23 protein-coding genes, 2 tRNA genes and 1 pseudogene are annotated in these 26,500 nt (G+C 72.9%); 12 read left to right on the top strand and 14 right to left on the bottom strand.

The window, feature by feature from the left end:
* The first annotated feature begins 63 nt into the window (after nt 1-63).
* On the top strand, nt 64-603 hold the full coding sequence (locus ACFYYJ_RS28465; protein WP_385360935.1) for a hypothetical protein: 540 nt from the start codon (nt 64-66) through the stop codon (nt 601-603).
* Here the strand turns inward: ACFYYJ_RS28465 and ACFYYJ_RS28460 are convergent, their stop codons facing one another.
* The 3 genes from ACFYYJ_RS28460 to ACFYYJ_RS28450 form a co-directional block, all read right to left on the bottom strand.
* On the bottom strand, nt 604-1,230 hold the full coding sequence (locus ACFYYJ_RS28460) for a class I SAM-dependent methyltransferase (RefSeq protein WP_385360937.1): 627 nt from the start codon (nt 1,228-1,230) through the stop codon (nt 604-606).
* Nucleotides 1,231-1,400: 170 nt separating this feature from the next.
* A complete protein-coding gene (locus ACFYYJ_RS28455; protein ID WP_389136579.1) occupies nt 1,401-2,273 on the bottom strand; it encodes a spermidine synthase in 873 nt (290 codons plus the stop codon).
* A 17-nt stretch (nt 2,274-2,290) separates the two neighbouring features.
* Nucleotides 2,291-2,728: a hypothetical protein gene (locus ACFYYJ_RS28450; RefSeq protein ID WP_385360940.1), complete on the bottom strand. Its 438-nt coding sequence runs from the start codon at nt 2,726-2,728 to the stop codon at nt 2,291-2,293.
* A 250-nt stretch (nt 2,729-2,978) separates the two neighbouring features.
* On the opposite strand from ACFYYJ_RS28450, the gene ACFYYJ_RS28445 reads away from it, so the two are divergent.
* A complete protein-coding gene (locus ACFYYJ_RS28445; protein ID WP_385124818.1) occupies nt 2,979-4,298 on the top strand; it encodes a tetratricopeptide repeat protein in 1,320 nt (439 codons plus the stop codon).
* A 435-nt stretch (nt 4,299-4,733) separates the two neighbouring features.
* On the opposite strand, the gene ACFYYJ_RS28440 is transcribed toward ACFYYJ_RS28445, so the two are convergent.
* Nucleotides 4,734-5,330, bottom strand: a complete 597-nt coding sequence (locus tag ACFYYJ_RS28440; protein WP_385360943.1) for a histidine phosphatase family protein — start codon at nt 5,328-5,330, stop codon at nt 4,734-4,736.
* A gap of 102 nt (nt 5,331-5,432) precedes the next feature.
* Here ACFYYJ_RS28440 and ACFYYJ_RS28435 point away from each other — a divergent pair, with 102 nt between their 5' ends.
* The 3 genes from ACFYYJ_RS28435 to ACFYYJ_RS28425 are packed head-to-tail and all read left to right on the top strand — an operon-like array spanning nt 5,433 to nt 9,486.
* A complete protein-coding gene (locus ACFYYJ_RS28435) occupies nt 5,433-6,581 on the top strand; it encodes a hypothetical protein (protein ID WP_389136573.1) in 1,149 nt (382 codons plus the stop codon).
* The gene (locus tag ACFYYJ_RS28430; RefSeq protein ID WP_385124814.1) at nt 6,569-8,140 is read left to right on the top strand and encodes a hypothetical protein; all 1,572 of its coding nucleotides are present in this window, start codon (nt 6,569-6,571) and stop codon (nt 8,138-8,140) included. Before ACFYYJ_RS28435 ends, ACFYYJ_RS28430 begins: the two co-directional genes overlap by 13 nt.
* Nucleotides 8,137-9,486: an AAA domain-containing protein gene (locus ACFYYJ_RS28425; RefSeq protein ID WP_385124812.1), complete on the top strand. Its 1,350-nt coding sequence runs from the start codon at nt 8,137-8,139 to the stop codon at nt 9,484-9,486. The genes ACFYYJ_RS28430 and ACFYYJ_RS28425 overlap by 4 nt, the downstream gene beginning before the upstream one ends.
* On the opposite strand, the gene ACFYYJ_RS28420 is transcribed toward ACFYYJ_RS28425, so the two are convergent.
* On the bottom strand, nt 9,483-9,977 hold the full coding sequence (locus tag ACFYYJ_RS28420; protein WP_389136570.1) for a MarR family winged helix-turn-helix transcriptional regulator: 495 nt from the start codon (nt 9,975-9,977) through the stop codon (nt 9,483-9,485). The genes ACFYYJ_RS28425 and ACFYYJ_RS28420 overlap by 4 nt on opposite strands.
* A gap of 120 nt (nt 9,978-10,097) precedes the next feature.
* On the opposite strand from ACFYYJ_RS28420, the gene ACFYYJ_RS28415 reads away from it, so the two are divergent.
* From ACFYYJ_RS28415 to ACFYYJ_RS28400, 4 genes and pseudogenes are all read left to right on the top strand, one after another.
* On the top strand, nt 10,098-10,667 hold the full coding sequence (locus ACFYYJ_RS28415) for an NADPH-dependent FMN reductase (RefSeq protein WP_385124809.1): 570 nt from the start codon (nt 10,098-10,100) through the stop codon (nt 10,665-10,667).
* A 93-nt stretch (nt 10,668-10,760) separates the two neighbouring features.
* On the top strand, nt 10,761-11,102 hold the full coding sequence (locus ACFYYJ_RS28410) for a hypothetical protein (protein ID WP_385360951.1): 342 nt from the start codon (nt 10,761-10,763) through the stop codon (nt 11,100-11,102).
* A gap of 240 nt (nt 11,103-11,342) precedes the next feature.
* Nucleotides 11,343-11,925 (top strand): annotated as a pseudogene (locus tag ACFYYJ_RS28405) (bifunctional DNA primase/polymerase).
* Nucleotides 11,916-11,989, top strand: a tRNA-Lys gene (locus tag ACFYYJ_RS28400). The pseudogene ACFYYJ_RS28405 and the gene ACFYYJ_RS28400 overlap by 10 nt, the downstream one beginning before the upstream one ends.
* A gap of 60 nt (nt 11,990-12,049) precedes the next feature.
* Here ACFYYJ_RS28400 and ACFYYJ_RS28395 read toward each other — a convergent pair.
* A complete protein-coding gene (locus ACFYYJ_RS28395; protein WP_385360954.1) occupies nt 12,050-13,285 on the bottom strand; it encodes a M6 family metalloprotease domain-containing protein in 1,236 nt (411 codons plus the stop codon).
* Nucleotides 13,286-13,631: 346 nt separating this feature from the next.
* Between ACFYYJ_RS28395 and ACFYYJ_RS28390 the strand changes: the two genes are divergently transcribed.
* Both ACFYYJ_RS28390 and ACFYYJ_RS28385 read left to right on the top strand, forming a co-directional pair.
* A complete protein-coding gene (locus tag ACFYYJ_RS28390) occupies nt 13,632-15,515 on the top strand; it encodes a putative bifunctional diguanylate cyclase/phosphodiesterase (protein ID WP_389136566.1) in 1,884 nt (627 codons plus the stop codon).
* Between the two features lie 139 nt (nt 15,516-15,654).
* The gene (locus ACFYYJ_RS28385; RefSeq protein WP_385124804.1) at nt 15,655-16,221 is read left to right on the top strand and encodes an ALF repeat-containing protein; all 567 of its coding nucleotides are present in this window, start codon (nt 15,655-15,657) and stop codon (nt 16,219-16,221) included.
* A 24-nt stretch (nt 16,222-16,245) separates the two neighbouring features.
* Here the strand turns inward: ACFYYJ_RS28385 and ACFYYJ_RS28380 are convergent, their stop codons facing one another.
* From ACFYYJ_RS28380 to ACFYYJ_RS28365, 4 genes are all read right to left on the bottom strand, one after another.
* Nucleotides 16,246-16,434 (bottom strand): DUF397 domain-containing protein, encoded by a 189-nt coding sequence (locus ACFYYJ_RS28380; RefSeq protein ID WP_389136563.1) that lies wholly within the window; start codon nt 16,432-16,434, stop codon nt 16,246-16,248.
* Nucleotides 16,394-17,242 carry a helix-turn-helix transcriptional regulator gene (locus ACFYYJ_RS28375; protein ID WP_389136560.1) on the bottom strand — a complete coding sequence of 283 codons (849 nt, stop codon included), beginning with the start codon at nt 17,240-17,242 and terminating at the stop codon, nt 16,394-16,396. The genes ACFYYJ_RS28380 and ACFYYJ_RS28375 overlap by 41 nt, the downstream gene beginning before the upstream one ends.
* A 155-nt stretch (nt 17,243-17,397) precedes the next feature.
* Nucleotides 17,398-19,095, bottom strand: coding sequence for a glycosyl hydrolase family 18 protein (locus ACFYYJ_RS28370; RefSeq protein ID WP_389136557.1), 1,698 nt, complete (start codon nt 19,093-19,095; stop codon nt 17,398-17,400).
* A gap of 254 nt (nt 19,096-19,349) precedes the next feature.
* On the bottom strand, nt 19,350-20,513 hold the full coding sequence (locus ACFYYJ_RS28365) for an LLM class flavin-dependent oxidoreductase (protein ID WP_389136554.1): 1,164 nt from the start codon (nt 20,511-20,513) through the stop codon (nt 19,350-19,352).
* A 229-nt stretch (nt 20,514-20,742) separates the two neighbouring features.
* On the opposite strand from ACFYYJ_RS28365, the gene ACFYYJ_RS28360 reads away from it, so the two are divergent.
* Nucleotides 20,743-21,501, top strand: coding sequence for an IclR family transcriptional regulator (locus ACFYYJ_RS28360; RefSeq protein ID WP_385124798.1), 759 nt, complete (start codon nt 20,743-20,745; stop codon nt 21,499-21,501).
* A 109-nt stretch (nt 21,502-21,610) separates the two neighbouring features.
* Here ACFYYJ_RS28360 and ACFYYJ_RS28355 read toward each other — a convergent pair.
* The 4 genes from ACFYYJ_RS28355 to ACFYYJ_RS28340 all read right to left on the bottom strand — a co-directional run bounded on the left by ACFYYJ_RS28355 (nt 21,611) and on the right by ACFYYJ_RS28340 (nt 26,489).
* A tRNA-Lys gene (locus ACFYYJ_RS28355) sits at nt 21,611-21,684 on the bottom strand.
* A 53-nt stretch (nt 21,685-21,737) separates the two neighbouring features.
* Nucleotides 21,738-23,426 (bottom strand): AMP-binding protein, encoded by a 1,689-nt coding sequence (locus tag ACFYYJ_RS28350; RefSeq protein ID WP_389136550.1) that lies wholly within the window; start codon nt 23,424-23,426, stop codon nt 21,738-21,740.
* Between the two features lie 26 nt (nt 23,427-23,452).
* Nucleotides 23,453-24,064, bottom strand: coding sequence for a lytic polysaccharide monooxygenase (locus ACFYYJ_RS28345; protein WP_389136547.1), 612 nt, complete (start codon nt 24,062-24,064; stop codon nt 23,453-23,455).
* A gap of 205 nt (nt 24,065-24,269) precedes the next feature.
* Complete coding sequence (locus ACFYYJ_RS28340) at nt 24,270-26,489, bottom strand: SPFH domain-containing protein (RefSeq protein WP_389136544.1); 2,220 nt, start codon at nt 26,487-26,489, stop codon at nt 24,270-24,272.
* Between the last annotated feature and the right edge of the window lie 11 nt (nt 26,490-26,500).

Genomic DNA, 26,500 nt, shown 5'->3' with positions numbered 1-26,500 from the left:
CATTCGGGGTACTGCCCGGGGTGTCGGGACGGTCTTGTGACGGGTGGTGCAGTATGTGCCCTGATGCAACGAGGACTTGTACATGCCATGGCATGGGTGTTGGCGACCGGGGCCGCGGTGACCCTGTCGTGGTGGGGCGTGCACACCGTCATGTCGGGCACGGCCTACGATCCGCCGCTCGCGGTGCCGCTGGCCGCCGCCCAGCCGCTGTCCTCCTCGACGCACCGGTCACTGCCGGAGCAGTCGCCGTCCCCGTCGGATGAGCCGGAGCCCGTCCCGTCGGCGTCTTCCTCCGCCGGGCCGTCCACCGATCCGTCCGCCGGCAAGTCGTCCTCGAAGCCGTCGGCCTCCCCCCGCGCGGGCAGGCAGGAGGAGGCTTCGGGCAAGGTGCAGGCCTATCCGGTCTCCGGCGGCCGGGTCGTCTTCGGTCTCGGGGCGTCCTCCGCCGAGCTGGTCTCCGCGACCCCCGCGGCCGGCTGGCGGATGCAGGTGTGGAAGCAGGACTACTGGATCCGGGTCACCTTCACCAAGGACGGCCGCGAGGTGTCGGTGTTCTGCACCTGGCACGACCACCCGCCGGCGGTGGAGATCATCGACCCCTGATCACGCCGGGACGGTGCCCACCAGCACGAACTCGTTGTACGGGAAGACCTTGCCCATCGGGCGGGGGAACGGGAAGGAGTAGGTGCGCTGCACCGCGATCCCGGCCCGGCTCGCGTGGTTGCGCAGCTCCTCGAAGCCGACCCACCGGACGTGGGTGGCGTCGGTACGGAAGCCGACCTCCTGCGGGGTGATGAAGACGACCGAGCCGCCCGGCTTCACCAGCGGGAGGTACTGGTCCAGGATCGACGTCACCGTCTCCTCGTCCAGGTGCTCCAGCAGGTGCGCGGCGAGCAGGCTGTCGAAGGATCCGGGCCCGCAGTCCGGGGCGGCGGCCAGCTCGTCCGGGGTGTAGGCGGTCAGGCCCCGGTCGCGGCAGGTCTGCACGGAGGTCGGGTTGTGGTCGACACCGACGCTGTCGGGACCGCAGTTCAGCAGGTTGCGGCCGATGCCGCAGCCGACGTCCAGGACGCGTCCCAGCTTCAGCCGCTGCAGGTTCCACTTGTACGGCGCCTGCGTGGGCAGCAGCTGCTTGATCCCCGACTTCTCCAGCCGGGCCAGCCTGCGGGTGTAATCCGAGCCCTCGGTGCCGGGGGTGGACGGACCGGAGGTCGTGGAGGAATCAGACATGACTTCAGTGTCTCCTGAAACGCGTTGCAGAAAGGCAGCCCCTTGCGGGGCCCACAGGCTGTGCAGGCGGTGGCCTCGGCACGAGACCCGGATCGATCATACTGTGATCCGAATTACAGCATCCGTGACCGATGGGTCGGAAACAAGGCCTGTCAGCGGCCCTCTCCCACCTAACGGAACACCGACGGCGGCGGCTGCGGGGAGGCCACCGCCGAGGCGTCCGCGACCGGAGCCGCGCCGCCGGCGAAGTCCGCCAGGGCCCTGCCGTGCTCGACGCGCCCCGGGTGCGGGTCGCTCGCCACCCGGCGGGTGAACTCGGCGACCGGGAGTTCTCGGTCCGAGGCCACCAGCACGGCATTGCCGAAACGTTTCCCCCGCCACACGACCGGATCCGCGGCCAGCGCAAGCTCCGCGAACCGCGACGCGGCCGTCGCGATCTGCCCCCGCAGGTGCGTCAGCGGCGGGCCGTCCGCGAGGTTGGCCACGTACCACCCGGTGGGCGCCAGGGCGCGGCGTACGTCGTCCAGGAACTCGGTGCTCGTCAGGTGCGCCGGGGTGCGGGCGCCGCTGAACACGTCCGCGATCACCAGGTCCGCCCAGCCGTCCGGCACCTTGGCCAGCCCGGCCCGCGCGTCCACCGCCCGGACCCGGACCCGCGCCTGCGGGTCCAGCGGCAGGTGCTCCCGTACGAAGGCCACCAGCGCGGCGTCGATCTCCACGACCTGCTGGGTGGAGCGGGGCCGCGCGGCGGCGGTGTAGCGGGCCAGGGTGAAGGCCCCGCCGCCCAGGTGCACCACGTTCAGCGGCTGCCGGGCGGGCGCGACGAGGTCGATCAGGTGGCCGATCCGGCGCTGGTACGCGAAGTCCAGGTACCCGGGGTCGCCCAGGTCCACGTGCGACTGCGGGGCCCCGTCGATCAGCAGCGTCCAGGCACCCGGACGCTCCCGGTCCGGCGCCAGCTCCGCCAGACCGCCGTCCACCCGCCCGGCGACCGCCTCGGCGCCGCCGCGCTGCCTGCCCTTGCCTCTGTCCTTGCCCGCCACGACCCCATTATCGCTGGTCAGCGACAGTTGTCGGCGGCCTCGATCAGCCGGGCCGCCTCACCGAGCGCCGCACGCAGCACCGCCGGGTCGGTGACCGGCCCGACGGCCTCCGGCGGGAGCAGCCAGCCCGTGGCGCCCGAGGTGGGCGAGACGGCGTCGCCGAACCGCACCCCACGCCCGTTCGTCTGCGTACACGCGCTGCCCGGCAGGTCCCACGCGTCGGCGGTGCCGGGCGGGACGAGGAAGCCGAGGGTGTCGCCCGACCCGTCGTGCAGGACCGGCCCGACCCCGCCGGAGGGACTCGCGGCGCGGCGGATGATGTCCACCGCCTCCAACCCCTGCCGCGCGGGCACGGTCACCAGGTCCAGATCCGGGCCCGGAGCCGGGGCCTGAACCGGGCCGGGGGCCGGGGCCCGGCCGGGCTCGGGCGCGGTGTTCGTTCCAGTGCTCTCCATGCCGCCCTCCACCAAGGGGAACCCCTCCTCGATCCGTATCCGCATGGGTTCAACGCACGGGAACGTCAACGGGTGCGGCGGCAAGACGCCGCAAAGGATGGCAGTTCATGGCGGATCGCGGGTGAGATATCCGTTTTGTAGCCAAACACCGCATCAACCACCCCCCGCTGACGGTACGTTCATGCGCGCCGGGCCCCACCCCACACGTCACAGCACCGGCGCTGGGTTCCTTGCCAGAGAGGCCACGTCCATGGCGGCGTCCCCCCACTCACCCAACTCCACGTTCCGGCGGCTGCGCGGGCAGCACTCCCCGGCCGAGTTCGCCGCGCTGGTGCGCCGGGCCGCGAGGGAAATCGGCGAAACGGTTTCCTGCGACGCCCGCTACATCGGCAGGGTCGAGTCCGGCGAGATCCGGTGCCCCAACTACGCGTACGAGCGGGTCTTCCTCCACATGTTCCCCGGCCGCGCCCTGGCCGACCTCGGATTCTCCCCGCGGGAGGCCGTCCGCGGCCGCTCGGCGCAACGCGACCCCGACCCCTTCTCCCCCCTCACCTCCCCCACCCCATCCAAGGAGAGCGACGTGCTGCGTCGCGCGTTCATGGCGGGCGGCTCCGCGACCGTGGCGGCCGCGACCCTCGGCCTCACCCTGCTCGGCGACACCCGCCGCTTCCCCTCCCGCGCCGGTGAGTCCGAGGCCGCCGCCGTCGAGGACGCCGTACGCCAGATCCGGCTGCTCGACGACCGGCACGGCGCGGACGCCCTCTACCGCAGGGCCGCCGAGCCGCTGCGCACCGCGTACGCGCTCCTCGACGCGGGTGCCACCCGGCAGTCCACCGAGGACCGGCTGCACGCGGGCGCCGGGGAACTGGCCGTCTCCGTCGGCTGGCTGGCCCACGACTCCGGCCGCTTCGACGACGCCCGCTCGCACTACGCGGAGGCCCTCGCCACGGCCCGGGTGTCGGGGGACGCGGGCCTGGAGGCGCACGCGTTCAGCAACATGGCTTTCCTGGCCCGGGACTGCGGGCGCTCCCGCGAAGCGGTACGCGCGGCCCAGGCGGGCCGCCGAGCCGCCCGCTCGCTGGGCTCACCGCGACTGCTCTCCCTGCTGGCCCTGCGGGAGGCGGGGGGCTGGGCGGGGCTGTCCGACCGCAAGGCGTGCGAGGAGTCGCTGACGCGGGCGCACACGGAGTTCTCCCGGGGCCCGGCGGGCGCCGACCCCGAGTGGATGTCCTTCTTCGGCGAGGCCGAGCTGGAATCGCTGGAGTCCCGGTGCTGGGCGGCCCTCGGCGAACACGCCCGCGCGGCCCGGCACGCCCGGCGCGCGGCCGACCTCCAGGACCCGCACTTCGCCCGGAACGTGGCCCTCTACACCGCCGAACTCGCCGGCGACCTGGCCCGCGCCGGAGCCCCCGACGAGGCGGCCTGGGCGGGCGGGCGCGTACTGGACCTGCTGACCGAGGTCCACTCCACCCGCATCCGCGCGATGCTCTCGGAAACGGCCCGCGTCCTGGTTCCCCACCAGCGCTCGCCCCGCGTGGACGCGTTCCTCACTCGGCACGTGTCGGTGTGACCACCGCGGCGCCGTTGCCGGGGCGCTGCCGCTGGGGTCCGCTGCCGGGCGCGGCGCCGCTGCCGGGGCTCCGCCCCGGACCCCGCGCCTCAAGCGCCGGCGGGGCTGGGGGGGGGTGCGGTTCGGGAGCGCGTCGGCGGGCCGGGGGCCCTCCGGAGTGTCTCCTCGTCCTCGCCGGGACACCGCGCAGGACCTGAGGACTCGGGCCCCGACCGGCAAATCCGGCCTCGCCGGGCAATGGCGCAGGGGCCGCAGGTTCGGGGCCCCGATCGGCAGATCCAGCCTCGCCGGCGATTGAGGCGCGGGGCCCGGGGCGGAGCCCCGATCCTCGAGCCGCACGGGAAGACGACCGCGGCCACACCCAGCCCCGCCGGCGATTGAGGCGCGGGGTCCGGGGCGGAGCCCCGATCCTCGAGCCGCACGGGCAGACGGCCGCTACGTGTCCAGGTGCCCCGTGTCGTTCCAGCGTTCCAGCGCGGGGGACCCGTACGCCCAGCCCAGCACCGACAGCGACGTCGGCTCCAGACGGATCCGCGCTCCGAAGGAGACGTCGAAGCCCAGCCACCGCGCGGCCAGCGTCCGCAGGATGTGGCCGTGCGCGAAGACCAGGACGTCCCGCTCGGCGGAACGCGCCCACTCGACCACCTCGTCCGCCCGCGCCCCCACGTCCGCGACCGACTCGCCGCCCGGGACGCCGTCGCGCCAGATCAGCCAGCCGGGCCGGACCGCCTGGATCTCGGCCGGGGTCATGCCCTCGTAGTCGCCGTAGTCCCACTCCATCAGCGCGTCCCACGGATCGGCCCGCACGCCGAAGCCCGCCAGGTCGCAGCTCTCGCTCGCGCGGACCAGCGGGCTCGTGCGGACCTCCACGCCCGGCAGGCCGTTCCACGGCTCGCGGGCCAGCCGCTCACCGAGCAGCTTCGCGCCCTGTCGGCCCTCCTCCAGCATCGGCACGTCCGTGCGTCCGGTGTGCTTGCCGAGCTTGGACCACGCCGTCTGACCGTGACGGGCCAGCAGGATGCGGGGGGCCATGTGAGTTCTCCCGGTGGTGCGGCTGATCGTCCGTACATCATCCCACCGCCGTTTTCCGGACGAAGCCCCCGATTGTCAGTGGCGGATGGGACACTTCCGCGGGTGAGCTCTTACCCGCCCAGCAGCCCTGCGCAGCCGACCACGCTGCGGCAGCGGCTCGCCGGTCTGCGCGGCCCCGCCGTGCCCCCGCGCCCGCTCGACGCCCGGGCGCTGGCCGCGCTCGCCGCCAACCCCGGATGCGGCCGACGCACCCTGCTCGACGGCGCCGGCGTGGACAAGACCGTCCTCGCCTCCGCCCTCGGTTCGCCCGCCGCCTTCGGGCAGTCGCAGTTCGCCATCGTGCGCGGCAACTCCTTCGAGGCCAAGGTCAAGGGCGACGGCGGCGCCGAGCTGCTGCGGCTGGTGCACGAGCACCTCGGCGCGGGCTCCGAACCGCCCGGCCGGGGCGCGCTCGTCCCCGATCTGGCCGCCGCCGGCCCCGAGGGCCGCGCCGCCCGGACCGCGCTGGCGCTGCGCGAGGCGACCGGTGCGAAGGCCTGGACGCTGCTGGACCATCCGATGCTGGCCCTGGAGGTGGCCGGGTCCCCCGCCTACCTGGAGCCGGACGCCGTCGTCGTCCACCCCAACGGCCGCTGGACGGTCGTGGAGATCAAGTCGTTCCCGATGATCGACGGGTCCGCCGACTCCGCGAAGGTGGGCGCAGCCGCCCGCCAGGCCGCCGTGTACGTGCTCGCCCTGGAGAAGACCGCCCGCAAGCTGGCGGGCGCCGAGGTCGGGCACACCGTGCTGCTGGTCTGCCCGAAGGACTTCTCCAACCTGCCCACCGCCTCCGCCGTCGACATCCGTCGCGAGCGCTCGGTGACCCTGCGCCAGCTCGAACGCCTGACCAGGGTCGACGAGCTGGCCGCCGCCCTCCCCGAGGGCCTCAGCTTCGACCCGGAGCGCACCGCCGAGGAGCTCGCCGAGGCCGTGGCCGCGGTGGACGCCTCGTACGCCCCCGAGTGCCTGGCCGCCTGCGAGCTGGCCTTCCACTGCCGGGAGCGGGCCCGCGCCGCGGGCGAGGTGACCTCGCTGGGCCGTTCCGTACGGGGTGAACTCGGCGCGCTGACCACCATCGAGGCGGCCCTCGCGGCGGCCGCCTCCGGGGCGGGCCCCGAGGGCGATCCGACGGCCGAGGCCCTGCACCAGGCGGCCCGGCTGCGCGCCGAGGCCCTGCGTTCGGCCGAGGAGGGCGCGGCATGCCCCTGCTGAACACCCTGGCCCGGCTGGAGGCCGTCCGCGCGGGCCGCGCCCAGCCGCTCGCGACCGTGCGCCACCGCCACCTGAGCGAGAACCCTCTGGTCTTCGTGCCGCTGACCACCGCCGGTGAGGCCGGCGCCCCGCTGGGCGCGATGGTCGGCACCGACCGGCACGATCCGCACGTCTTCGTGATACCGCAGCCGCGCGACCGCGACCTGCGCTGGACGTTCCTCGCGGACCTGGCCGTGCACGTGCTGGACCACATCGACGGGTACGCGGACGCCGTGGAGCTCGTCGAGCGCAACGAGACCGATCCCGAGACGGGGAAGCGGTCCAAGGTCGAGGCCGAGCTGTGCCTGGACGCACCGCAGCTGGTCGTGCCGAGCCGGGCGGGCATCGAGTACGTGCGGCTGCTGGGGCGGTCGATGCGATTCCGCCGCACGGCCGAGGAGGATCCGGAGAATCCGTATCCGGCCCCGGCCCGGGTGCCGCTGCTGGGGCGCTGGTTCACCCACCTCGCCGAGCGCTCGCGGGTGCCCGGCTCCTCGATGCTGCTGTCGGCGACCGATCTGCTGTCCCGGCACTGGGCGACCGGCCAGAGCAACCTGGAGGACCAGCACCTGGGCGCCCTCCTGGCCTGGATCGCGCCCCCGGAGGGCGAATCCGGCGCCGCGTCGGCTGAGCGGGCCGAGCTGGGCCGGGACCGCGACGGGCAGTTGCTGGTGCCGCCCGCCGGTCCGGCCACCGACCCGGCCTTCGACAACAAGCTGCTGGCCCCGGCGATGGCCCGCTACGACGCGGCCCGCACGGCGGAGCCCCGCGACGAGCGGGCGGTGTCCCGCGCCGAGGAGGGCGTACGGGTCCTCGTGGCGGCGCAGATGCGGCCGACCTGGGACGCGGTGTGGCGGGCCCTGGACCTGGCCCGCGCCCTGCCCCCCGGCGAGCGGGCCGAGGAGCGCTGGACGCGCGACCGCTGGTCGTACACGGGCCACCGGGACCGCGTACGGGCGGGCGAACCGCCGCAGCCGCGCCACGACGACGCGGTGACGGCGGCTCAGAAGCTGGCCACGCGCGAGACGGAGCAAGTGCGGCTGGACGCCCAGGAGGCGTTGGACGACCCCCTGGTCATGGCGGGTCGACGGCTGTCGGGCGAGGCCTTCGCCGGTGAGGTCACCGAGGTGGTGATGGAGTGGACGGAGGCGAAGCGGCCGAGCCCGCGCCCGCTCGTGACGGTGGCCACGGAGGACCGGCCGCAAATCGGCGACGGGGGCGGCGCGAAGGTGTTCCGCTCGCTGGACGGGCGTCCGCAGTCGGCGCAGTTCGTGCGGTACGAGGGCGAGGGCCTGGTCGTGCTGAGGCTGCTCGACAAGATGGGCCGCGGCCGTGATCCGGAACCGGGGTCCGTGCCGGACAAGGGCGACCGGGTGTGCTGGACGCTCTTCGAGCACGACGCGCGCGGCGGCCCGAAGCTGCCGGACCCGGAGAACACCCCGTGGACGCACGGCGGGCCGCCGGGCCACCTGACCGCCCCCGTACTGCCCGACTCCGTGACCGACGAGGACCTCCTGTGACCGCGATCGACTCCTCCGCGGCCTTCGACCCGGGGGCGGCGGCCGCCGAGGCGACGGCCGCCATCCTGCGCGACACCCTGTACGGGGCCGAGCGGGGCGTGGTCGTCGACTCCCCGCCCGGCGCCGGCAAGTCCACGCTCGTGGTCCGGGCGGCCCGGGAGCTGGCGGCGGCCGGGCGCCGGCTGATGGTGGTGGCGCAGACGAACGCCCAGGTCGACGACCTGGTGCTGCGGCTCGCCGACAAGGATCCGGAGCTGAAGGTCGGCCGGCTGCACAGCAGCGACGGTGACGCCTACGACCCGGCGCTGCGCGAGCTCCCCTCGGTCACCCTCTCCGCCAAGCCCGGGGACCTGGCCGAACTCCCCATCACCATCTCCACGGCGGCGAAGTGGGCCTACGTCAAGGACGCGGAGCCCTGGGAGCACGCGATCGTCGACGAGGCGTACCAGATGCGCTCCGACGCGCTGTTGGCCGTGGCGGGCCTGTTCGAGCGGGCGCTGTTCGTGGGCGACCCGGGGCAGTTGGACCCCTTCAGCGTGGTCGGCGCCGAGCAGTGGGCGGGGCTTTCCTACGACCCTTCGGCGTCGGCGGTGTCCACCCTCCTCGCGCACAACCCGGGGCTGCCCCAGCACCGGCTCCCGGTGTCCTGGCGGCTGCCGTCGTCGGCCGCGCCGCTGGTCTCGCGCGCCTTCTACCCGTACACGCGGTTCCGCAGCGGTACCGGCCCGGGCGAGCGGCGGATGTCGTACGGGGTCCCGTCGGACGGTTCCGGCCCGGACCGGGTGCTGGACGAGGCCGCCGAGTCGGGCTGGGGCTTGCTGGAGCTGCCCGCCCGGCACACCCCGCGGACCGACCCGGAGGCGGTGGCGGCGGTGGCCCTGGTGGTCCGCCGGGCGCTGGACCGCGGGACGGTCACCACCGACGAGCAGTCCCCGGACCCCACCCCGCTCACGGCCGACCGGATCGCGGTCGGCACCGCCCACCGCGACCAGGCGGCCGCGGTCCGCGCCGCCCTGTCGGCCCTCGGGGTCACGGGCGTCACGGTGGACACCGCCAACCGCCTCCAGGGCCGCGAGTACGACCTCACGGTGGTCCTCCACCCGCTGTCGGGCCGCCCGGACGCCACGGCGTTCCACCTGGAGACGGGCCGCCTGTGCGTCCTGGCCTCCCGCCACCGCCACGCCTGCGTGGTCGTGGCCCGCGCGGGCATAGCGGAACTCCTGGACGACCATCCGTCGACGGAACCGGTGCAGCTGGGGGTGACGGTGAAGTTCCCGGACGGCTGGGAGGCGAACCACTCGGTCCTGGCCCACCTGGCGGAACACCGCGTGAGCTGGCGGCCCTAACCCGAGGACCGGGGCGCCTTGCGTTCGGCACCGAGGCGGATGCGGAGGGTCTCGCCGAGTTCGCCGAGGACGGCGAGCTGCTGCGGGGTCAGGATGTCGATCAGGTGGCGGCGCACCGACTCGACGTGGAGCGGGGCCGCCGTGGTGATCGTCTCCACGCCGGCCTCGGTGAGGACCACCTCGGCGCCCCGGCCGTCGGCGGCGACGTCCTCGCGGCGGACGATGCCGCGCTGCTCCATCCGGGTGAGCTGGTGGGACAGCCGACTGCGCGACCAGTGCATCATTTCGGCCAGTTTGCTGATCCGCATCCGGTGGCCGTCCTTGGAGCCGAGCATCGACAGGACGTCGTAGTCGGCTTCGGACAGGGCGCTGTCCTGACTCAGATCCCGCGCGATCTCCGCGTTGACCAGCGGGAACATCCGACGCCAGGCGTACCAGGCGTCCTGCTCGGATTCCGTGAGCCAGCGCGGCGGCTCCGATGCGGCGGTCATGTCCGCACTCTAGCCAGATCGATGACACATCACCTACCTGGTTGACATGTCATCAATCCCTCGCTTTTATAGGTGACACGTCAACAACCAGCAGCACCGACCGACCGGGAGTTCCACGCCGTGACCCGCCTCCACGTCATCTCCGCAGCCACCCGCCCCACCTCCTCCGGCCGCCCGCTCGCCCGGTGGGTCGCCGAGCAGGCCCGCGCCCGGGGCGACTTCGAGGTCACCCCCGTCGACCTCGCCGAGATCGCGCTCCCCTTCCTGGACGAGCCCGAGTACGCCTCCAGCGGCGTCTACGCCCACCAGCACACCAAGGACTGGAGTGCGCTGATCGAGTCGGCGGACGCCCTCGTCTTCGTGCTGCCGATGTACAACGGCGGCTTCACGGCCCCCTTCAAGAACGCCGTCGACTTCCTCTACAACGAGTGGAAGGGCAAGCCGGTCGGCATCGTCAGCTACAGCGCGGGCCCCACGGGCGGCGTCCCGGCCGCGCAGATGCTGCTGCCGGTGCTCACCCAGGTGGGCATGGTGCCCGCCGAGCGCTCCGTCGCGGTCGCGGGCATCCCGAAGCTGGTCGGAACGGACGGGTTCACGGCCCCGGAGGGACTCGCGGACGAGCTGACCGGCGTGCTCGACGACGTGGCGCTGCTGGCCGCTCAGCGGGCGGGCGAGGCCGTCTCCGCCTGACCGGCGCGCGCGGGCCCTTCGTGCGCCCTTGCGGGCCGTTGGACAATGGACGGTGGCCCGGAAACCATTCGCACGCGCAGCAGGAGGACACGCATGGCAGAGCCCGAGCGGACCGAGCGGAGGCTGCGGCCCGCGCCGCTCCTCTTCGAACCGTCCGAGGTCGTGGCGGATCCGGAGCACTTCTTCGACCTGGAGTCGATAGAGGACCCCCGGGAGCTGCTCGCCCGCGCGACGGAGCTGACTCTGGCGTTCCGGGCCGCGCAGGAGCGTGCGGTGGAGTTCCAGGCGGTGGCCGCGGCACAGCTGGCCGACCCCCGACGGTTCGACCGGCTGTCCCCGGCCGCCATCGCCGAACGTGCGGAGTGGACCGAGGACTACGCCCGCAAGATGATCGAATTCGGCCAGTCCCTCCAACGAGGCCCCGACACCCCGTAGCCCGGCCGCGCCAGGCGGACGGCAGGAGCAACATCAGCCCCGCCGGCGTCTGAGGCGCGGGGTCCGGGGCGGAGCCCCGGGAGCGGCGCCGCAGACAACCGACCGAACCCCGTCCCGCCAAGCGCAGCGGACCGGCGGACTGGCATATGCGCGGCGCAACATACACCCGCACGCCCCACCCTGTCCCCGTTTCCGGTAACTCCTGGAGAGCGGTACGTCACACCGGGTAGACCTGGCGTCATGACTCCCGGCTGCCCCGCACTCGAACTGGACGTACGTACCGCGCCCGCCACCCGCGTCACCCCGCAGGGCGCGCACTGGCTCGCCTCCGCCAGCGCGCATCCGGGGCTGACCCTCGCGGCGTGGCAGGCGCGGCCCACCTCGCCCGCCGCGTTGCCGTGCGGAGTGGCCTTCGACGTCGTCAACGTGCCGCTCGTGGTCGGCCGCCGGATCCTGGACCTGCTGTGGGCCGAGGGGCCCGGCTGCGGCCCGGTCGCCGTGCACCGGGGGCGGATGCTGCTGTTCGCCGCGCCCGGCACCGCCCACCGGCTGCCCGCGCTGCTGGCGTGGGAGGAGTGGGGGGCTTCGCGCAGCGTCCCCGCGCCGCTGTGCCACGGTCGGGGCGACGCCGTCACCGTGCCCCCGCTGGTCGCCGAGGCCGGCCCTTCGCGGTGGCTGGTGGCCCCCGATTCCCGCACGCCCTGGCTCCCCGGACCCGACGCCCTGCTGTGGGCCTTCGTCCGCGCCGCCCGAGCTGCGGATATCGATTTTTAGTTCCGCGGAACCTCCTGGTAATGTCTACGACGTCAGCAAGCGCCGCTAGCTCAGTTGGTTAGAGCAGCTGACTCTTAATCAGCGGGTCCGGGGTTCGAGTCCCTGGCGGCGCACAGACGGAAGAAGGCCCCCACTCCTCGGAGTGGGGGCCTTCTTCGTGCGCGTGCGGGCGGTCACGTGGTGATCTTCACCGTGTACGCGCCCGACGGCGTGCGGTCCGCGACCTCGATCCTGATCCGCTCCCCCGGCACCGTGTAGGACTCGCCCACCTCCAGCGGGGCGTCGGCCAGCGGCGGGTACACCGAGTGCTCCCAGCAGGCCTCCGTCCGCGGATGCCCGTCCAGCACTTCGATCGGGCCGCCACCGGACGCCGCCTCGTTGCGCACCCGGTAGACGAGGACGCCCTCCGTGCAGGTGTTGCCGTCGTTGCCGGCGGAGCCCCGCGCCTCGATGGCGATCGCGCTGCCGCGACCCGTACGGATCACGGCGAGCCGGGTCCCGCCCGTGCCGCCGCTGGGCGGGGCCTGGGACAGCGGTTGCAGGGTGTGCAGCGAGGAGCCCGACTGCACGCAGTCCACCTGGGAGGCGTCCAGCCAGCCCAGCTTCCACTTGTGCCAGGCGAAGAGGTCGGGGGCCATGCCGAACTGGCTGCCCATGACGTCCCAGTCGCCGACGTACGTGTCCCAGTCGCCCTTGCCGTCCGTGGGCCGGTGGTAGAGGTCGGGCAGGTCGAAGACGTGGCCGGTCTCGTGCGCCAGTACGTTGCGGTCGGGAGGGTGGCGTTCGAAGACGGTGACGATCCGGCGCAGCTCCGCGCCGTCCGCGACGATGGGCTGCTCGAAGTTGACGACCTTGGTGGCGTCGGAGTCGACTCCGGGGGCTTCCGGGTCGGCGACGAAGTAGACGACGTCGTACTTGGAGAAGTCCACCCCGGGGTCGGCGGCGGCGACCGCGTCGCGCAGGTAGGTCGCCCGGTCCCCGGGGGCCCAGTCGCGCCTTATCCCGTACGCGGTGGACGGTTTCGGCATCCGGATCCAGCTCTTCTGCGGGTGCGGGACCAGATGGAAGCGGCCGTACGAGGCCTGCTCGAAGAAGTCGCTGGTGGTCGGGAAGTAGTCGGCGGTGATCTGCCCGGGCGTCAGCGCGGGGCGGTGGTCGGGGAACGAGAGGAAGACCATCACCGCGTTCAGGGTGCGCTCGGGCCTGGGGTAGGCACCGTTCCAGGAGTCCAGGCCGAGGGAGTGGTGGGCCGCCGTGCGGGTCAGCGCGCACGGGCCGGCTCCGGAGTCGGCGACCGCGGGGCCCGCGACGAGCGACATGGCGGCGAGCGCCGACAGTGAGGTGAGCGCGGCAGCCGCACTGCGGAGGCGGGAGCGGTCCACTCCCCCGGGTGTCTGCTGTCGCGGCACATCGACCTCCGGTGGTGGATTCCTACCCTCTCGTCCCACCTTGAGGCGATTGTCTTACTAATGCCTTGTTCCGCTGCCCCACACGAGTGAGCGGTACGGCAAGTCGGTGACCCCCGGACTTCACGCCACACCTACAGAACGTCACGACCGATCACACGAGATCAACAGAGGTCTCCGCACGCTCACAGCCGAGCGGAAACGATCGCCCGTCCTTTGGCCAACGGTTCGTCATCACGTCGAACCACCCCCCGCCGTACGGCGACGCCGCTGGATAGGGCCTCCCGGCTGCCTCTATGATCGGCACACTTTCCTGCACGGACACCGACACGCACTGCGGGAGCCAACGGTGAGCGGAACCCCAGAAGGACCCGGTTCGGCGGCCGACAGCATCCGCTCGGCCGTCACGGAGCGTCACCCGGCAGTGTCCGCGACGGCGAGCCCGCCCCGCGCCGAGGCCGAACGGCGCGACTACCGGGCCGCCTTCAACGCGGCTCACCTGCCCATGGCCGTCGTCGACCGGGACGGCTACGTCGTCACCGCCAACCAGGCCTTCGCCGGCCTGCTCGGCGCCGAGCCGCACGAACTCGCGCACCGGTGCGCCGCCGACCTGGTCGACCTGGCCGCCGAGGCCCGTACCTGGGCCGCGTACCAGGAGGTGCTCCGCGGGCGACAGGCGCGGCTTCGCTGCACCCGGCGGCTCAAGCACCCCGACGGGCACTCGCTGTGGACCGAGGTCACCCTGGGGCCCGTACCCGGCACCGGCGACGTCCTGCTGTCCGTCGCCGACATCAGCGACCGGCGCGACCTCCAGGCCCGGCTGCGCCACCTCCAGATGCACGACCCCGTCACCCGGCTGCCCAACCGGGCACTGTTCTTCGAGCGGCTCTCCGCCGCCCTGGAGGCCTCCTCGTACGAGTACGGCGGCGGGACCGGCCGGATCGGGCTCTGCTACCTGGACCTCGACGGCTTCAAGGCCGTCAACGACACCCTCGGCCACCGCGTCGGCGACCGGCTGTTGACCGCCGTCGCCGCCCGGCTGACCCAGTGCGCCGACCAGTCCGGATACGGGCGTACGGGCGGCCACCTCGTGGCGCGGCTCGGGGGCGACGAGTTCGCCCTGCTCGTGGAGGACTCCACCGGAACCGAGCAGCTCGCCGACCTGGCGCGGAGCGTACTGGCCGCCGTACAGGAGCCGTTCGACCTGGCCGGGCAGCGGCTGTCGGTCTCGGCGTCCATCGGGGTGGTGGAACGGGCCACGGCCGGGACCTCGGCGACCTGCCTGATGCAGGCCGCCGACACGACCCTGTACTGGGCCAAGGCCGACGGCAAGGCCCGCTGGACCCTCTTCGACCCGGAACGCAACGCGCACCGCATGACGCGGCAGGCCCTCTCCTCCACCCTGCGGCCGGCGGTGGAGCGCGGGGAGTTCGCGCTGGAGTACCAGCCCCTGGTGGACCTGGAGAGCGGGGCGCTGCGGGGGGTCGAGGCCCTGGTGCGCTGGAACCACCCGCAGTTCGGCACCCTGACGCCGAATCGGTTCATCGGCATCGCCGAAGAGGACGGATCCATCGTCCAGTTGGGCCGGTGGGTGCTGCGCACGGCCTGCCGACAGGCCCGGCGCTGGCAGATCGAGCAGCCCAGCGACGCGCCGGTCTTCGTCTCGGTCAACGTCGCGGTGCGCCAGGTGTGGGACTCCGACCTGGTGGGCGACGTCGCGGAGATCCTCGCCGAGACCGGTCTGGCGCCGCAGTTGCTCCAGTTGGAGCTGACCGAGTCGGCGGTGATGGGCTCGGCCGGCCGGCCGCTCCAGGCCCTCCAAGCCCTCAGCGACATGGGCGTGCGCATCGCCATCGACGACTTCGGCACCGGATATTCGAACCTCGCCTACCTCAGCCGGCTGCCGGTCTCGGTCCTGAAGCTGGACGGCTCCTTCGTACGCGGCTTCCGCTACGAGGAGGGCACCCACCCGAACCCGGCCGACGAGACCATCGTCGAGGCCCTGGTCCAGCTCGCGCACCGGCTGGGCCTCACCGTCACCGCGGAATGCGTGGAGACAGCGGGCCAGGCGGCCCGGCTGCGGCGCGTCGGCTGCGACACGGGCCAGGGCTGGCTGTACTCGCGCGCGGTCCCGCCGGACGCGATCGCCCGCATGATCCGCCGCCGGGCCTCCGAGGCGGCGGCCTCCGCCGGGGCCGAACAGGACGGACCCGCCCCGCACCCCATGGTCTGACAGGAGTCACGGGGCCCGCTCCTGTAACAAAACAAAACGAAACGGAATCTCGCGATCATCAGTGATCAATCGGCTTAGCCTGAAGCCGACTCATTCGCTGCCAGACCACAGCGAATCGCATGATCGAGGGGGAACCTCCATGAACACGCGCCGCGTTGCGCTCGCCCTGACGGCCGCCGCCCTGGCCCCGGCCCTGCTGCTCTCCACGCCGTCCTTCGCCGCGACGGCTCCTGCCCCCACGCCGGTGTGCGGGGCCACGGCCAAGGTCGCCGCCAAGGACACGGACAACGCGTTCACCATCGTCAAGCTGCTGACCGACCGCGCCTGCGGCAAGTCGGTGATCCGCGAAGCGAACGCGGCCCTCTCCGGCACCCCGCAGGACCGCGTCACCTTCCTGACCACGGGCCTCGCCCGCGCCCGGGACGAGGACAACGCGGTCGCCATCCTCCGGATCCTGGCGGGCAAGCCGGGCAAGGCCGTGGTCCGCGAGGCGAACAAGGCCCTGAGCGGCACCGCCGCCGACCGCGCCGCGTTCCTGGCCACCGGCCTGCGGCTCGCCCAGGCCGAGGACGACCGCGTCACCGTGCTGCGGATCCTGGCCCGCCCGGACATCAGCCCCGCCCTGCGCGCGGCGGCCAACAAGGCTCTGGACGGCACTCCGGAGGACCTCCGGTACTTCGTGACGGTCGGCCAGTACCAGGCCTGAGCCGACCCGGCGCGGCCCGCCTGCTCAGAGGCTCCGGACGAAGGCGGCGAAGGCCTCCGGCGCCACGGTGAAGGCGGGCCCGTCGGGGTTCTTGGAGTCCCGGACGGCGACCTCGCGGGGCTGGGCGGCCACCTCGACGCATTCGCCGCCGGTCCCGCCGCTGTAGCTGGACTTACGCCAGAGCGCGCCCGTCAGATTGGTCTGGGTCCCCATATCGTTCCTCCCGTACGCGAGCGATCAGCGCCGCCGATTCCTCAACGGAGAGTGCCGCGGCCTGTAGGTGATCGTAGCGATGTGCGCAGTCCCTGGCCGTCTCGGGATTTGCCTTCACGTGTGACGAACCGTAGCTCTCGGCATAAACGACATCCGGATCAGCATCGAACCTCAGGACAGTGAACGCGCCTACCGTGGCGGGGTGTTGTCCAGCACTGAACGGAAGGACCTGAATCCGCACTTCGCGCCTGTCCTGAAAGTCCAGCAGTCGGTCGAGCTGTCGGCGCATGATCTCGCGGCTCCCGAAGGGCCGGTGTAGTACCGCCTCGTCCAGCACCACCCACACAAACGGTGGGCGCTCCCTGCTCAGGATGCGCTGACGCTCAAGCCTTGCGGCAACCGCGTCGTCAAGGTTCTCGCCCCACCCCGCACGGAGCACCGCCCTGGCGTACTCCTCCGTCTGTAGAAGCCCGTACACCAGCTGCGGCTGAAACGAGGAGATGTTGGTGGCCCTGACTTCCAGTTCGGCAAACGCTTGGAACCACGTCGGCAACTGGCTTCGTAGGACCAGCCCCACCAGGCGGGAGAACACGCCGCCCGTCCCAAGCGCCGCGTCCACCCGTTCCGAGAAGTCCCGCGTCGGGACCCGCTTGCCGTTCTCGACCATGCCGATCAGGGAACCCGTACAGAAGATGATCGCGCCCAGCTGCGCCTGCTTCAGGCCCGCTTCCTCCCTCAGCCGCCGCAGCTCGTAGCTGTAGTAGTCCAGCGGCGAGGCACTGGGATCGATGTCACGGACCACGGCCATCAGGCGGCACCCCCAAGCGGAGAACGGACTTGTCGCCGAGCGTAGCGACGTCCGCACGCACCGGGGTCGGAAACGGGGCAACCATGTGACACACCTCCGCCCCGCCCCGGAGAGGGGGCAGGGCGGAGGGCCGCTCGGCGCGGGGTGGGGGGAGATCAGCAGGCGCCGAGGTCCTTCCAGACACCCCATTCACCGGTGGTGCCCGGCGTCTCGTTCTGCGTCCACCACTGGGCCTTGTACTTGCGGCCGTTGTACGAGACCTCCTGGCCGCCGGTGTAGACCGTGCCCGCGACGTACGCCGGGGTCGAACCGCAGCCCGCGGGCGGCGTGGTCGGCGGGGTCGTGGTCGGAGGCGTGGTGGTGGGCGGAGTCGTGGTCGGCGGGGTGGTGACCGGCGGCTGGGTGGCTCCGCCGAGGGCGTCCGAGATCTGGTTCAGCAGGGTGGTGTTGTCGTCCAGGCCGAGCAGGGAGTACATCATCGCGCCGGCCAGGCCGCGCTGCTTGCCGTAGTCGACCCGGGCCTGGATGGACTTCTGGTTCAGGCCCGTGAACCACTCGCCGTCCTTGTAGAAGTACGAGGCCTTGGCCTGGTCGTCCCAGAAGGTGGTCGCGGCGTTGTCGACGATGCCGCCGAGCTCCTTGTAGTTGGCGATGCCGGCCTGCTGGCTGGTGGGCCGGGCGCCCGAGGCGCCGGTGGCGGGCTGGGCGAGACCGCCCGCCGTACCGGCCGGGACGCCCTTCCAGCCGCGGTAGTAGAACTCGTAGCCCAGCGTCAGCTTGTTGGCGGGGAAGCCGCCCGTGATGCCATAGGCCGGGTTGCCGTCGATCCAGGAGTCGATGGCGTTGTCGATGCTGTACTTCTGCGTGCCGGGGGCGATCGGGTCGGTCGGGTCGTTCGCGCCGGAGTACAGCGGGGACTGGTGGTACGTCGGCCCGTCGCCGTCCCAGGCGCCGTGCATGTCGTAGGTCATGATGTTCGCGTAGTCGAGGTACGCGCCGATCTTGTCCGTCTCGATGTACTTGATCTTGTCCTGGCCGGCGGGGAGGGCCGAGGTCAGGAGGTACTTCTTGCCGCCGTTGGCCGCGCCGTAGGCGTCGAGCTGCTCGCGGAACTCCTTGAGCAGGAGCGTGAAGTTCTGCTTGTCCTCGGGGGCGTAGTGGTTGCCGAGGTGGCCGCCCGACGAACCCGGGTACTCCCAGTCGATGTCGATGCCGTCGAAGATCCCGGCCGCACTGCCGGCGCCGCCGTAACCGCCCTCGACCGGCAGGTTGCCCTTGATGTACTGGTCGATGCAGGAGGAGACGAGCTTCTTGCGGGAGGCGTCGGTCTTCGCCGCGTCGCTGAAGTACTTCGAGTACGTCCAGCCGCCGATCGAGATGTTGATCTTCAGGTGGGGGTACTTGGCCTTCAGCTGCTTGAACTGGTTGAAGACGCCGACGATCGGCTGGTCCCACTTGTCGGCGACCCCGCTGACGCTGTCCGCGGCACCGAAGGACTTCTGGTAGTCGGCGTACGAGTCGCCCGCGCCGTCGCCGGCGTTGGGGTTGTTGTCGTCGCCGGCCGCCTTGTTGGCCTCGAAACAGGTGAGGTTGGTGGGGTGGATGTTCCCGAAGGAGTAGTTGATGACATCCAGCTTGCCCGCTATGCCGCGCGTGTCGAGGTGCTTGGGATAGAAGGCGTTCCCGTACACGCTCCACTGGTCGTAGTAGGCGATCTTCACGCCACCGCCGCTCACGGTGGCGCCGGAGTCGGCGGCCTGTGCGGCGCCGCCGAGTCCGGCGAAGGCCGCCAGCGATCCGGCGGCGAGCGCGACCGTGGCGGCGGCCGCGACGAGGGGTTTACGGATGTGCATGAACTCGCTCCGTGGGGGTGGGAGGGGAACGCAGCAGATCAGGTGGGAGAAGTGATAGCGATCGCCGCACGCCCGAGTCAATGGTTTGGACCAAAGAAGGACTAGACCACTCTCCGCACAAACCCCTTGGTCAGAGACCTGAGAGCGCGTCAAAAACCGCCCGCCACCCCGGGTGACGAGCGGTTTAAGGCTCTCTTCAGGCACCGCCCCGCAAGGTTTCGGCAACAAACCAGCCGAACCCCGTTCGCATGCGGTCAACCGTTGGCGGGAACCTGCGGCTCCATGCCGTACGCATCTGCGACGAGCTCGTACGAACGCAACCGGGCTTCCCCGCCGTGGGCGTTGGCGGTCAGCATCAGCTCGTCCGCGCCCGTCCGCTTGGCCAGGCCGTCGAGGCCCTCTCGGACCTCCTCTGCGGTGCCGTGGACCACGTTCGCCATCCACCCGTCCACGAACTCCCGCTCCAGCGGGGTGAAGGCGTACGCCGCCGCCTCCTCGGGCGTCGGGATCAGACCCGGCCGCCCGCTGCGCAGCCGCAGCATCGACAGCGCGCCCGTCAGCACCTGGGCGCGGGCTTCCGCGTCGGTGTCGGCGGCGAGCGCGGCGACGCCGATGACGGCGTACGGGGCGTCCAGCACGGCCGAGGGGCGGAAGCTCTGCCGGTAGAGGTCGAGCGCGGGCAGGGTGCCGGCCGCCGAGAAGTGGTGGGCGTACGCGAAGGGCAGGCCGAGCTCCCCCGCCAGGCGGGCGCTGAAGCCGGAGGAGCCGAGCAGCCACAGCGGCGGCCGCCCGGTGGGGCCCTGGACCGGCCCCGGTACGGCGTGCACGCGGGCGTACGGGTGCCCGTCCGGGAAGTCGTCGTCGAGGAAGCGGGTGAGCTCCGCGAGCCGGCGCGGGAACTCGTCCGCGGCCTCGTCGAGGCGGCCGGGCCCGCGCAGCGCGGCGGCCGTGCGGCCGCCGGTTCCCGGGGCGCGGCCGAGCCCGAGGTCGATCCGGCCCGGCGCGAGCGCCTCCAGGGTGCCGAACTGCTCGGCGACGGCGAGCGGGGCGTGGTTGGGCAGCATGACGCCGCCCGAACCGAGGCGGATCCGGGAGGTGTGCGCGGCCAGGTGGGCCAGGATCACGGCCGGGGAGGAGCTGGCGACCCCGGGCATGGAGTGGTGCTCGGCGACCCAGTGGCGGTGGTAGCCGCGGGGCTCGGCCAGTCGGGATATGGCCACGCTGGTGCGCAGCGCCTCGTGGGCGGTGCGGCCGGCCCCGACGGTGACGAGGTCCAGTACGGAGAGCGGTACGGGCGCCCGACCCCGGGCGGTGCCGCGAATCCCGTCGCCCGCGCCGTCCACGCCGCCCGCCACGCCCGCGCCCGCGCCGTCGCCGCCATCACCGTCGCGCCGCCGCGCGTCCCCGGTGTCGCTCATCGTCTCTCCCGTCCCGTGCCCACGTCCGTACGAGGAGTTCGAACCATCGGAGGCGACCGGGCATTCCCGGCACCGAGGGCGAGGGGCATGACGCTGGCATATGCCGATGGAGTAGCCACAGGCGGGACGGCGCGATTGAGCCGTCATTCTCCTCAACAGGCGCTCCACATGGGCCCCTTGATGGCTATCGTGGTAGGGCAAGCGGTAACAACCTGGTAGGGGGGAAACCGTGGCGCTGAAGCCCGAGCCGACCGCGCCGTTCCACTCGGCGCAGTACGCCCTGCGCGTACTCGAAACGATCGCGCGGCACACCGGCGGTGTGACCGATGCGCAGATCGCGCGTGAGACCGGCCTGCCCTCGGTCCATCTCACCCCGATGCTGCTCATGCTGCGCCGGGAGGGTTACGTACTGCAGGTGTCCGACGGCGCCTACGCCATAGGGGACTCCCTCGTTCTGCTCGGCTCCGGCACCGACCGGCAGCAGGCCCTGACCGACAAGCTCCAGGACACCCTGGACCGGCTGCGCGACTCCGTCGGCGCCGCCGTCTACATCAGCCGTTACGTGGACGGCGAGGTCAGGATCACCCAGTTCGCCGACAGCCCGCGCACGCCCAAGGTCCACGAGTGGGTCGACTTCCGCTCCGCGGCGCACGCCAGCGCGGTCGGCAAGTGCCTGCTGACGCAGCTCGACCTCAACGGGCGGCGCGACCACATCTCCCGGCACAAGATCGCCCGGCTCACGTCGAAGACGATCGTGAACGAGCGGATCCTCTTCTCCAAGCTCGACTCCCAGCCCGCCACCGTGCCGATGCTCGACCTCCAGGAGTACGCCGTGGGCACCGTCTGCGCGGCGGTCCCGATCACGGCTGGCGCCTCGGTGGGCTGCCTGGCCCTGTCGATGCCCGTGGAACACGCGCACCGGCTGCGCGCCGCGGCGGACACCCTGAACCGGAAGGCCGCACCGCTGCTGCTGTCACTCACGCTCTGAGGCCCGTCGGGCGTCGGACCGTGGTCGGGGAGCGGTCGGGCAGCGGTCGGAGAACGTGGAAAACACTTCGGGCGGTTTCCGGTGAACCGGAAACCGCCCGAAGTACAGGTGCGCCGCCAGGGACTCGAACCCCGGACCCGCTGATTAAGAGTCAGCTGCTCTAACCAACTGAGCTAGCGGCGCCTGACAAAGAAAATACTACCTGGTGCCGGGGGGTGCTCCAAACCATTACCCCCCTAGCGGTCCAGGAGCGGCTTTCGGCCGTGGGAGGCGTACCGGGTCAGGAGGGCGGAGAGGTCCGGCGGGGACAAGGGGGTGTAGGTCCCGGTCGGGGTGCGGTGCCAGACCGGGTCCGGGGCGCAGCGGAAGCCCGCGCGGCGCAGGGAGACCCGGTGGACCTTGTTCGTCGCGGTGACGGGCATGTCCGGGACGATGCGCACGTAGCGCGGGGACATCTTCGTGCCCAGGTCCGGCTGCGCGGCCAGGAAGGCGGTGAAGGCGTCGGGGTCGAAGCGGGCGCCCTCCCGGAGGGAGACCGCCGCCATCACCTGGTCGCCGGCGACCTCGTCCGGGACGGCGTACACGGCGACCGCCTCCGCCGCCGGCCAGCGGGCCAGGATGTTCTCGATCACGGCGGCCGCCAGGTTCTCGCTGTCGACGCGCAGGCGGTCGTCCGTGCGGCCCGCGAAGTAGAGGAAGCCCTCCGCGTCCCGGAAGAAGAGGTCACCCGTCCAGTACCAGCCGTCCCGGGTACGGGCGGCCTCCGCGTCCGGGTTGCGCCAGTAGCCCTCGAACAGGCTGCGGCCCCGGTTGACCAGTTCCCCTATGGCCTCGGAGCCGTTCGACAGCCGCCCCTCCGCGTCCAGGACGGCCGGCGGGCATTCGCGGCCGGTCTCCGGGTCGATCACCGCGAGGTCGTCGCCGGCCCCCGCCCGCCCCAGGGCGCCCGGCGGGGTGTCGGGCGTGCGCTGGACGGAGGCGCCGCCCTCGGTGGCCCCGTAGCCCTCGACCAGCCGGACCCCGAACCGTTCGGCGAAGCGCGCCGCGTCCACCGCGCCGGCCTCGGTGCCGAATCCGAGCCGGAGGCTGTGCGCGCGGTCGTCCGGGGTGGGCGGGGTGGCGAGGAGGTACTGGATCGCGCGCCCGACGTAGGTGAAGTAGGTCGCACCGTAGGCCCGTACGTCGTCCAGGAACGCGGAGGCGGAGAAGCGCCGCCGCAGGGCCACGGCCGCGCCGCCCACCAGTGCCGGGAGCCAGTCCGCGATCACCGCGTTGCCGTGGAAGAGCGGCATGCAGACGTAGTGGACGTCGCCCTCGCCGACCGAGAAGCTCCGGGCCAGCGAGGCCCCGGCGCCCGCCAGCCGCCCCTGTGAGCAGACGGCCGCCTTGGGGGCGCCGGTGGAGCCGGAGGTGAAGTAGAGGAGGAGGCGGGTGGCCGGCCCGGGGGCGGTCAGTACCGCGTCGCCGGGCTGGGCTGCCGCGTAGGGGGCCAGGAGGGCCGCGTACTCCTCGGTGTCCGTGACCAGCATCCGTACACCGGGCAGGTCGAGGCCGCGCAGCAGCGGCAGGTGGGCCCGCTCGGTGACGAGGATCCGGCACTCGGTGTGCAGGATGTCGCGGGCCAGCTCGGGGCCGCGCCGGGTGGGGTTGATCCCGGCGACGGCGGCCCCCGCGAGGGCCGCCGCGCCGAGCCAGAACGGGAACTCCGGGGTGTTGTCGAGCAGCACCCCGATGTGCGGCTCGGCCCCCGGGGGCATGAGGTCGACGAGGAGCGCGGCGCGCGCGGCGGCCTCCTGGGCGGTCCGGTGGTGGGTGAGCACGTGCCGCCGGGCGTCGGCGTCCTCGTACATCAGCCCGGGCCGGTGATCGCCCCATTGGCGCGCCACGAGCTCCGCGACGGTTTCCGGTGCAGTCGTCGTCCGCATGCCGCCGGAGAGTAGCTGACGATGCGTCAGAATTGAACGTCGGAGCAGGAGTAGAACGCCATCGGGGTGTCGTTGACGGTCCAGACGGCCAGGATCATGTGGCGGCCCGTCTTCCCGCTGGGCATGGCGCCCTGGTGGACGGTGGTCATGGCGGGCCGGGCACCGTTGTAGGCGACGGTGAGGAAGGGCTGCGGTTCGAGGTCAGCGCGGGTGAGGGCCTTGGTGCCGGTCCAGCCGTTCTTGGTGATGTAGTACTTGAAGTCGGTGGTGGAGTGGTTGGCGGTGAACTGCCACCTGAAGCTGTAGCTCTGGCCGCCGGTCACGGGCGTGGTGGGCCAGGCGCCACCGCGCGGGTCGTCGAGTTCCGCGAACTGCGAGAGACCGGCGGAACATATCTTGCCGTCGGCGGGGCCGGCCGCCGGGAAGCCCTTGTAGCCCTCCACGCTCTGCGGCTCCCACTGGATGGCTCCGCAGTTGGAGACGGTCTTGTTGGCGCAGAGCTTCTGGCGGCTGATGGGGGTGTCGGTGTATCCGTGGCTGCTGGCGGTGGGGGCGCCGAGCAGGGTGACTCCGGCGACGAGGCCGAGACCGAGCGCGGCGGCGCCGGCCATCCGTCCGGGCATGCGGAAGGGACGCATGATGCTGATGCTCCTTGAACGTGGGGGGAGGTTCGGGGAGGGCGTGCGCACGCGCGGGGTTCGGGTTCCGCTTTTCAGGTCTAGACCAAGTCCCAGGTTATTGACGGGAGTTGGCCATGTCCAGACCAATGAGGGAACGGGTGGTCCGGTCGTGTCCGGCCACCCGTTCCCATGGTGTGGGGGTACTGCTCCGCGTTACTCCGCGTTACTCCGCCCGGCCCGTGTAGAAGGCCACGGTGAGGTCCTTGACCAGCGCCTTGCGCTCGTAGTCGTCCAGCTCGACCAGTCCGCGTGAGGTCAGCCGGTGGACGGTGTCGTCCACGGCGTCCACCACCGAGGTCAGCACGGTGTCGCGGTGCTTCGCGTCGATGGCGGCCACCCTGCGGCGGCGCATCGCCTCCGCCACCTCGGGGGCGTACTCGATCCGGGTGGGCTGCGCCGAGTACACCTCGATCCCGACAGCCTCGGTCTCGGCCGCCAGCATCCGGGTCAGCGCGTCGCCGACGGCCTCGGCGTCGCGCAGGGTCGGAGCGTCCTCGTGGAAGGCGTCGGCGGGCAGTTGGGACAGTACGCGGGCCATGGCCGATTCGACCTGCTCGGCCAGGTAGTCGACGTGGTCCTCCACGGCCAGCGTCGCCCGGGCGGTGTCCTTGACCTGCCAGACCACCTGGACGACCACCTGGAGGGCGAGCCCGCCCGAGTCCACGGCGGGCATGGGGTCGCTCCGCCAGTGGCGCAGGCGTACGTCGACCCGGCGGCGCAGGAGCAACGGGCTGATCCAGGTCAGGCCGGTGCGCCGGACCGTGCCGCGGTAGCGGCCGAAGAGGGTCAGCACCCAGGCGTGGCCGGTACGGGCACGGCCGAGGCCGCCGAGGGCGAGGAGGGCGACGATGCCGAGGAAGGCGAGCGGGGGCCAGTGCTGGGCGCGCAGGCCCTGGTAGGCGCGGGGGGTCCCGCCGAAGGCGGCCACGAGGGGGGCGGGGAGGATCCCGGCCCGCCACAGCACTGCCGTGCAGCCGGAGAGGGCGAGCGCGCCGACCAGCACGCCGATCCAGCCGGGCAGCACCGGGCCGCGGTGCTCCCGGAGCCGGTCGTCCCCGCGGGGGACGCGGCGGCCGGGGGTGGGCCGGGGGGACGCGGGGCGTTGCGGGGTGGGGGTGGGGGTGGGGGTGCGTGCGGACTCGGCGGACGGGGTGGGCTTCGGCTGCCCGTGGAACGGGAGGTGCACCGGGACTTCGGTGACGGCCGTGCCGCGGGTTGCCGCCGCCGGGCGGAACCGGGGGATGTCCTGGGTGTCGTCCTCGTCCCCCTTCTTCCCCTGCGGCCGCTCCTGCGCCTGCTCCTGCTCGGCGCGGAGGCCGCGTGCCACTGCCTGGGCGACGATCTCGGCCACGCCGGGGCCGGGGATGCCGGAGGGTTCGGGGTCGGGGTCGGGGTGGCTGCGCAGGCGGAGGGTGGCGGGGTCGGGGGTGGGCGTGTGCGCGTGCGCGTGCGCGTGTGCTTGCTCCGGGGTGGGGGGCTCGGGGTCCGCGGCCTCTCGGGGGGCGGCCACGTGGGGGGTGGTGGGGGACTGCGCTGCTCCCCTGCCCGCCCCTTCCCACAACCGGGGCTCCGCCCCGGACCCGTCGGCGTTCCCGGCGCCCTGGTCCGGCCCCTCGCGGGGCGGGGCGAGGACGGGTGCGGGCGCCGGTGTGGCCTGCGGCCCGGCGGGCCCTGCCGGGACCGGGTACGCCTCCGGCTCGGCGGCCATCGTCAGCGCCGTCGCTGCCGCGAGCAGGGGGGCGGCGGGGTCGGCGGCCTCGCGGGGGGCGGCCACGAGGGGGGTGGTGGGGGCCTGCTGCGCTGCTCCCCTACCCGCCCCTTCCCGAAACCGGGGCTCCGCCCCGGACCCCGGGTGCGCGTGCACCGCCGGCCCGTCGGCCGGGACCTGGTGGGCCTCCCGCTCTGCGGCCACCACGGACGCCGGCACGGCGGCCCAGGCCGGGGGCTGGTACGCATCCGGCTCCGCGGACGCCGCCGACACGGTGGGCCGGGCCGGGGCCTGGTACCCGTCCGACTCGACGGACGCCGCCGGGGCCGCGTATCGGGGCGGGGCCTGGTTCCCGTCCGGCTCCGCGAGCGCCTCCGGCACGGCGGCCCAGGCAGGGGCCTGGTACCCGTTCGGCTCGGCGGGCGCCGCCGGCACGGCGGGTCCGGGCGGGTGGGCCTCCGGCCCGGTGGCCGGTGGTGCGGCGGGCGCCGGCTGCGGGGCGGCCCATGCCGACGGTCGACCTGCCTCCGGCACCGCGGACCGGGCCGGGGCCTGGTACGGCTCCGGGGTGGAGGGCGCCGCGGTCGCGGCCGTGGGCTGGTGGGGGTCCGGCTTGGCCGGAGTGGTGGGGAGTCGGAGGGTGCCCGTGGTTGTGGTGGTGCGGGTGGGGTACATGTTTGCCTCCG

This window comes from Streptomyces sp. NPDC002467 (genome assembly GCF_042889825.1).
Taxonomy (GTDB): Bacteria; Actinomycetota; Actinomycetes; order Streptomycetales; family Streptomycetaceae; genus Streptomyces.
This window is presented reverse-complemented; position numbering and strand designations above follow the sequence as displayed.

Bases quoted from the DNA above. Each gene is read 5' to 3' on its own strand.
- ACFYYJ_RS28345 (WP_389136547.1), bottom strand. From the start codon at position 24,064: ATGCGTCCCTTCCGCATGCCCGGACGGATGGCCGGCGCCGCCGCGCTC.
- ACFYYJ_RS28350 (WP_389136550.1), bottom strand. From the start codon at position 23,426: ATGCGGACGACGACTGCACCGGAAACCGTCGCGGAGCTCGTGGCGCGC.
- ACFYYJ_RS28460 (WP_385360937.1), bottom strand. From the start codon at position 1,230: ATGTCTGATTCCTCCACGACCTCCGGTCCGTCCACCCCCGGCACCGAG.
- ACFYYJ_RS28370 (WP_389136557.1), bottom strand. From the start codon at position 19,095: ATGCACATCCGTAAACCCCTCGTCGCGGCCGCCGCCACGGTCGCGCTC.
- ACFYYJ_RS28420 (WP_389136570.1), bottom strand. From the start codon at position 9,977: ATGACCGCCGCATCGGAGCCGCCGCGCTGGCTCACGGAATCCGAGCAG.
- ACFYYJ_RS28340 (WP_389136544.1), bottom strand. From the start codon at position 26,489: ATGTACCCCACCCGCACCACCACAACCACGGGCACCCTCCGACTCCCC.
- ACFYYJ_RS28380 (WP_389136563.1), bottom strand. From the start codon at position 16,434: ATGGGGACCCAGACCAATCTGACGGGCGCGCTCTGGCGTAAGTCCAGC.
- ACFYYJ_RS28365 (WP_389136554.1), bottom strand. From the start codon at position 20,513: ATGAGCGACACCGGGGACGCGCGGCGGCGCGACGGTGATGGCGGCGAC.
- ACFYYJ_RS28385 (WP_385124804.1), top strand. From the start codon at position 15,655: ATGAACACGCGCCGCGTTGCGCTCGCCCTGACGGCCGCCGCCCTGGCC.
- ACFYYJ_RS28450 (WP_385360940.1), bottom strand. From the start codon at position 2,728: ATGGAGAGCACTGGAACGAACACCGCGCCCGAGCCCGGCCGGGCCCCG.
- ACFYYJ_RS28375 (WP_389136560.1), bottom strand. From the start codon at position 17,242: ATGGCCGTGGTCCGTGACATCGATCCCAGTGCCTCGCCGCTGGACTAC.
- ACFYYJ_RS28465 (WP_385360935.1), top strand. From the start codon at position 64: ATGCAACGAGGACTTGTACATGCCATGGCATGGGTGTTGGCGACCGGG.
- ACFYYJ_RS28440 (WP_385360943.1), bottom strand. From the start codon at position 5,330: ATGGCCCCCCGCATCCTGCTGGCCCGTCACGGTCAGACGGCGTGGTCC.
- ACFYYJ_RS28430 (WP_385124814.1), top strand. From the start codon at position 6,569: ATGCCCCTGCTGAACACCCTGGCCCGGCTGGAGGCCGTCCGCGCGGGC.
- ACFYYJ_RS28410 (WP_385360951.1), top strand. From the start codon at position 10,761: ATGGCAGAGCCCGAGCGGACCGAGCGGAGGCTGCGGCCCGCGCCGCTC.
- ACFYYJ_RS28445 (WP_385124818.1), top strand. From the start codon at position 2,979: ATGGCGGCGTCCCCCCACTCACCCAACTCCACGTTCCGGCGGCTGCGC.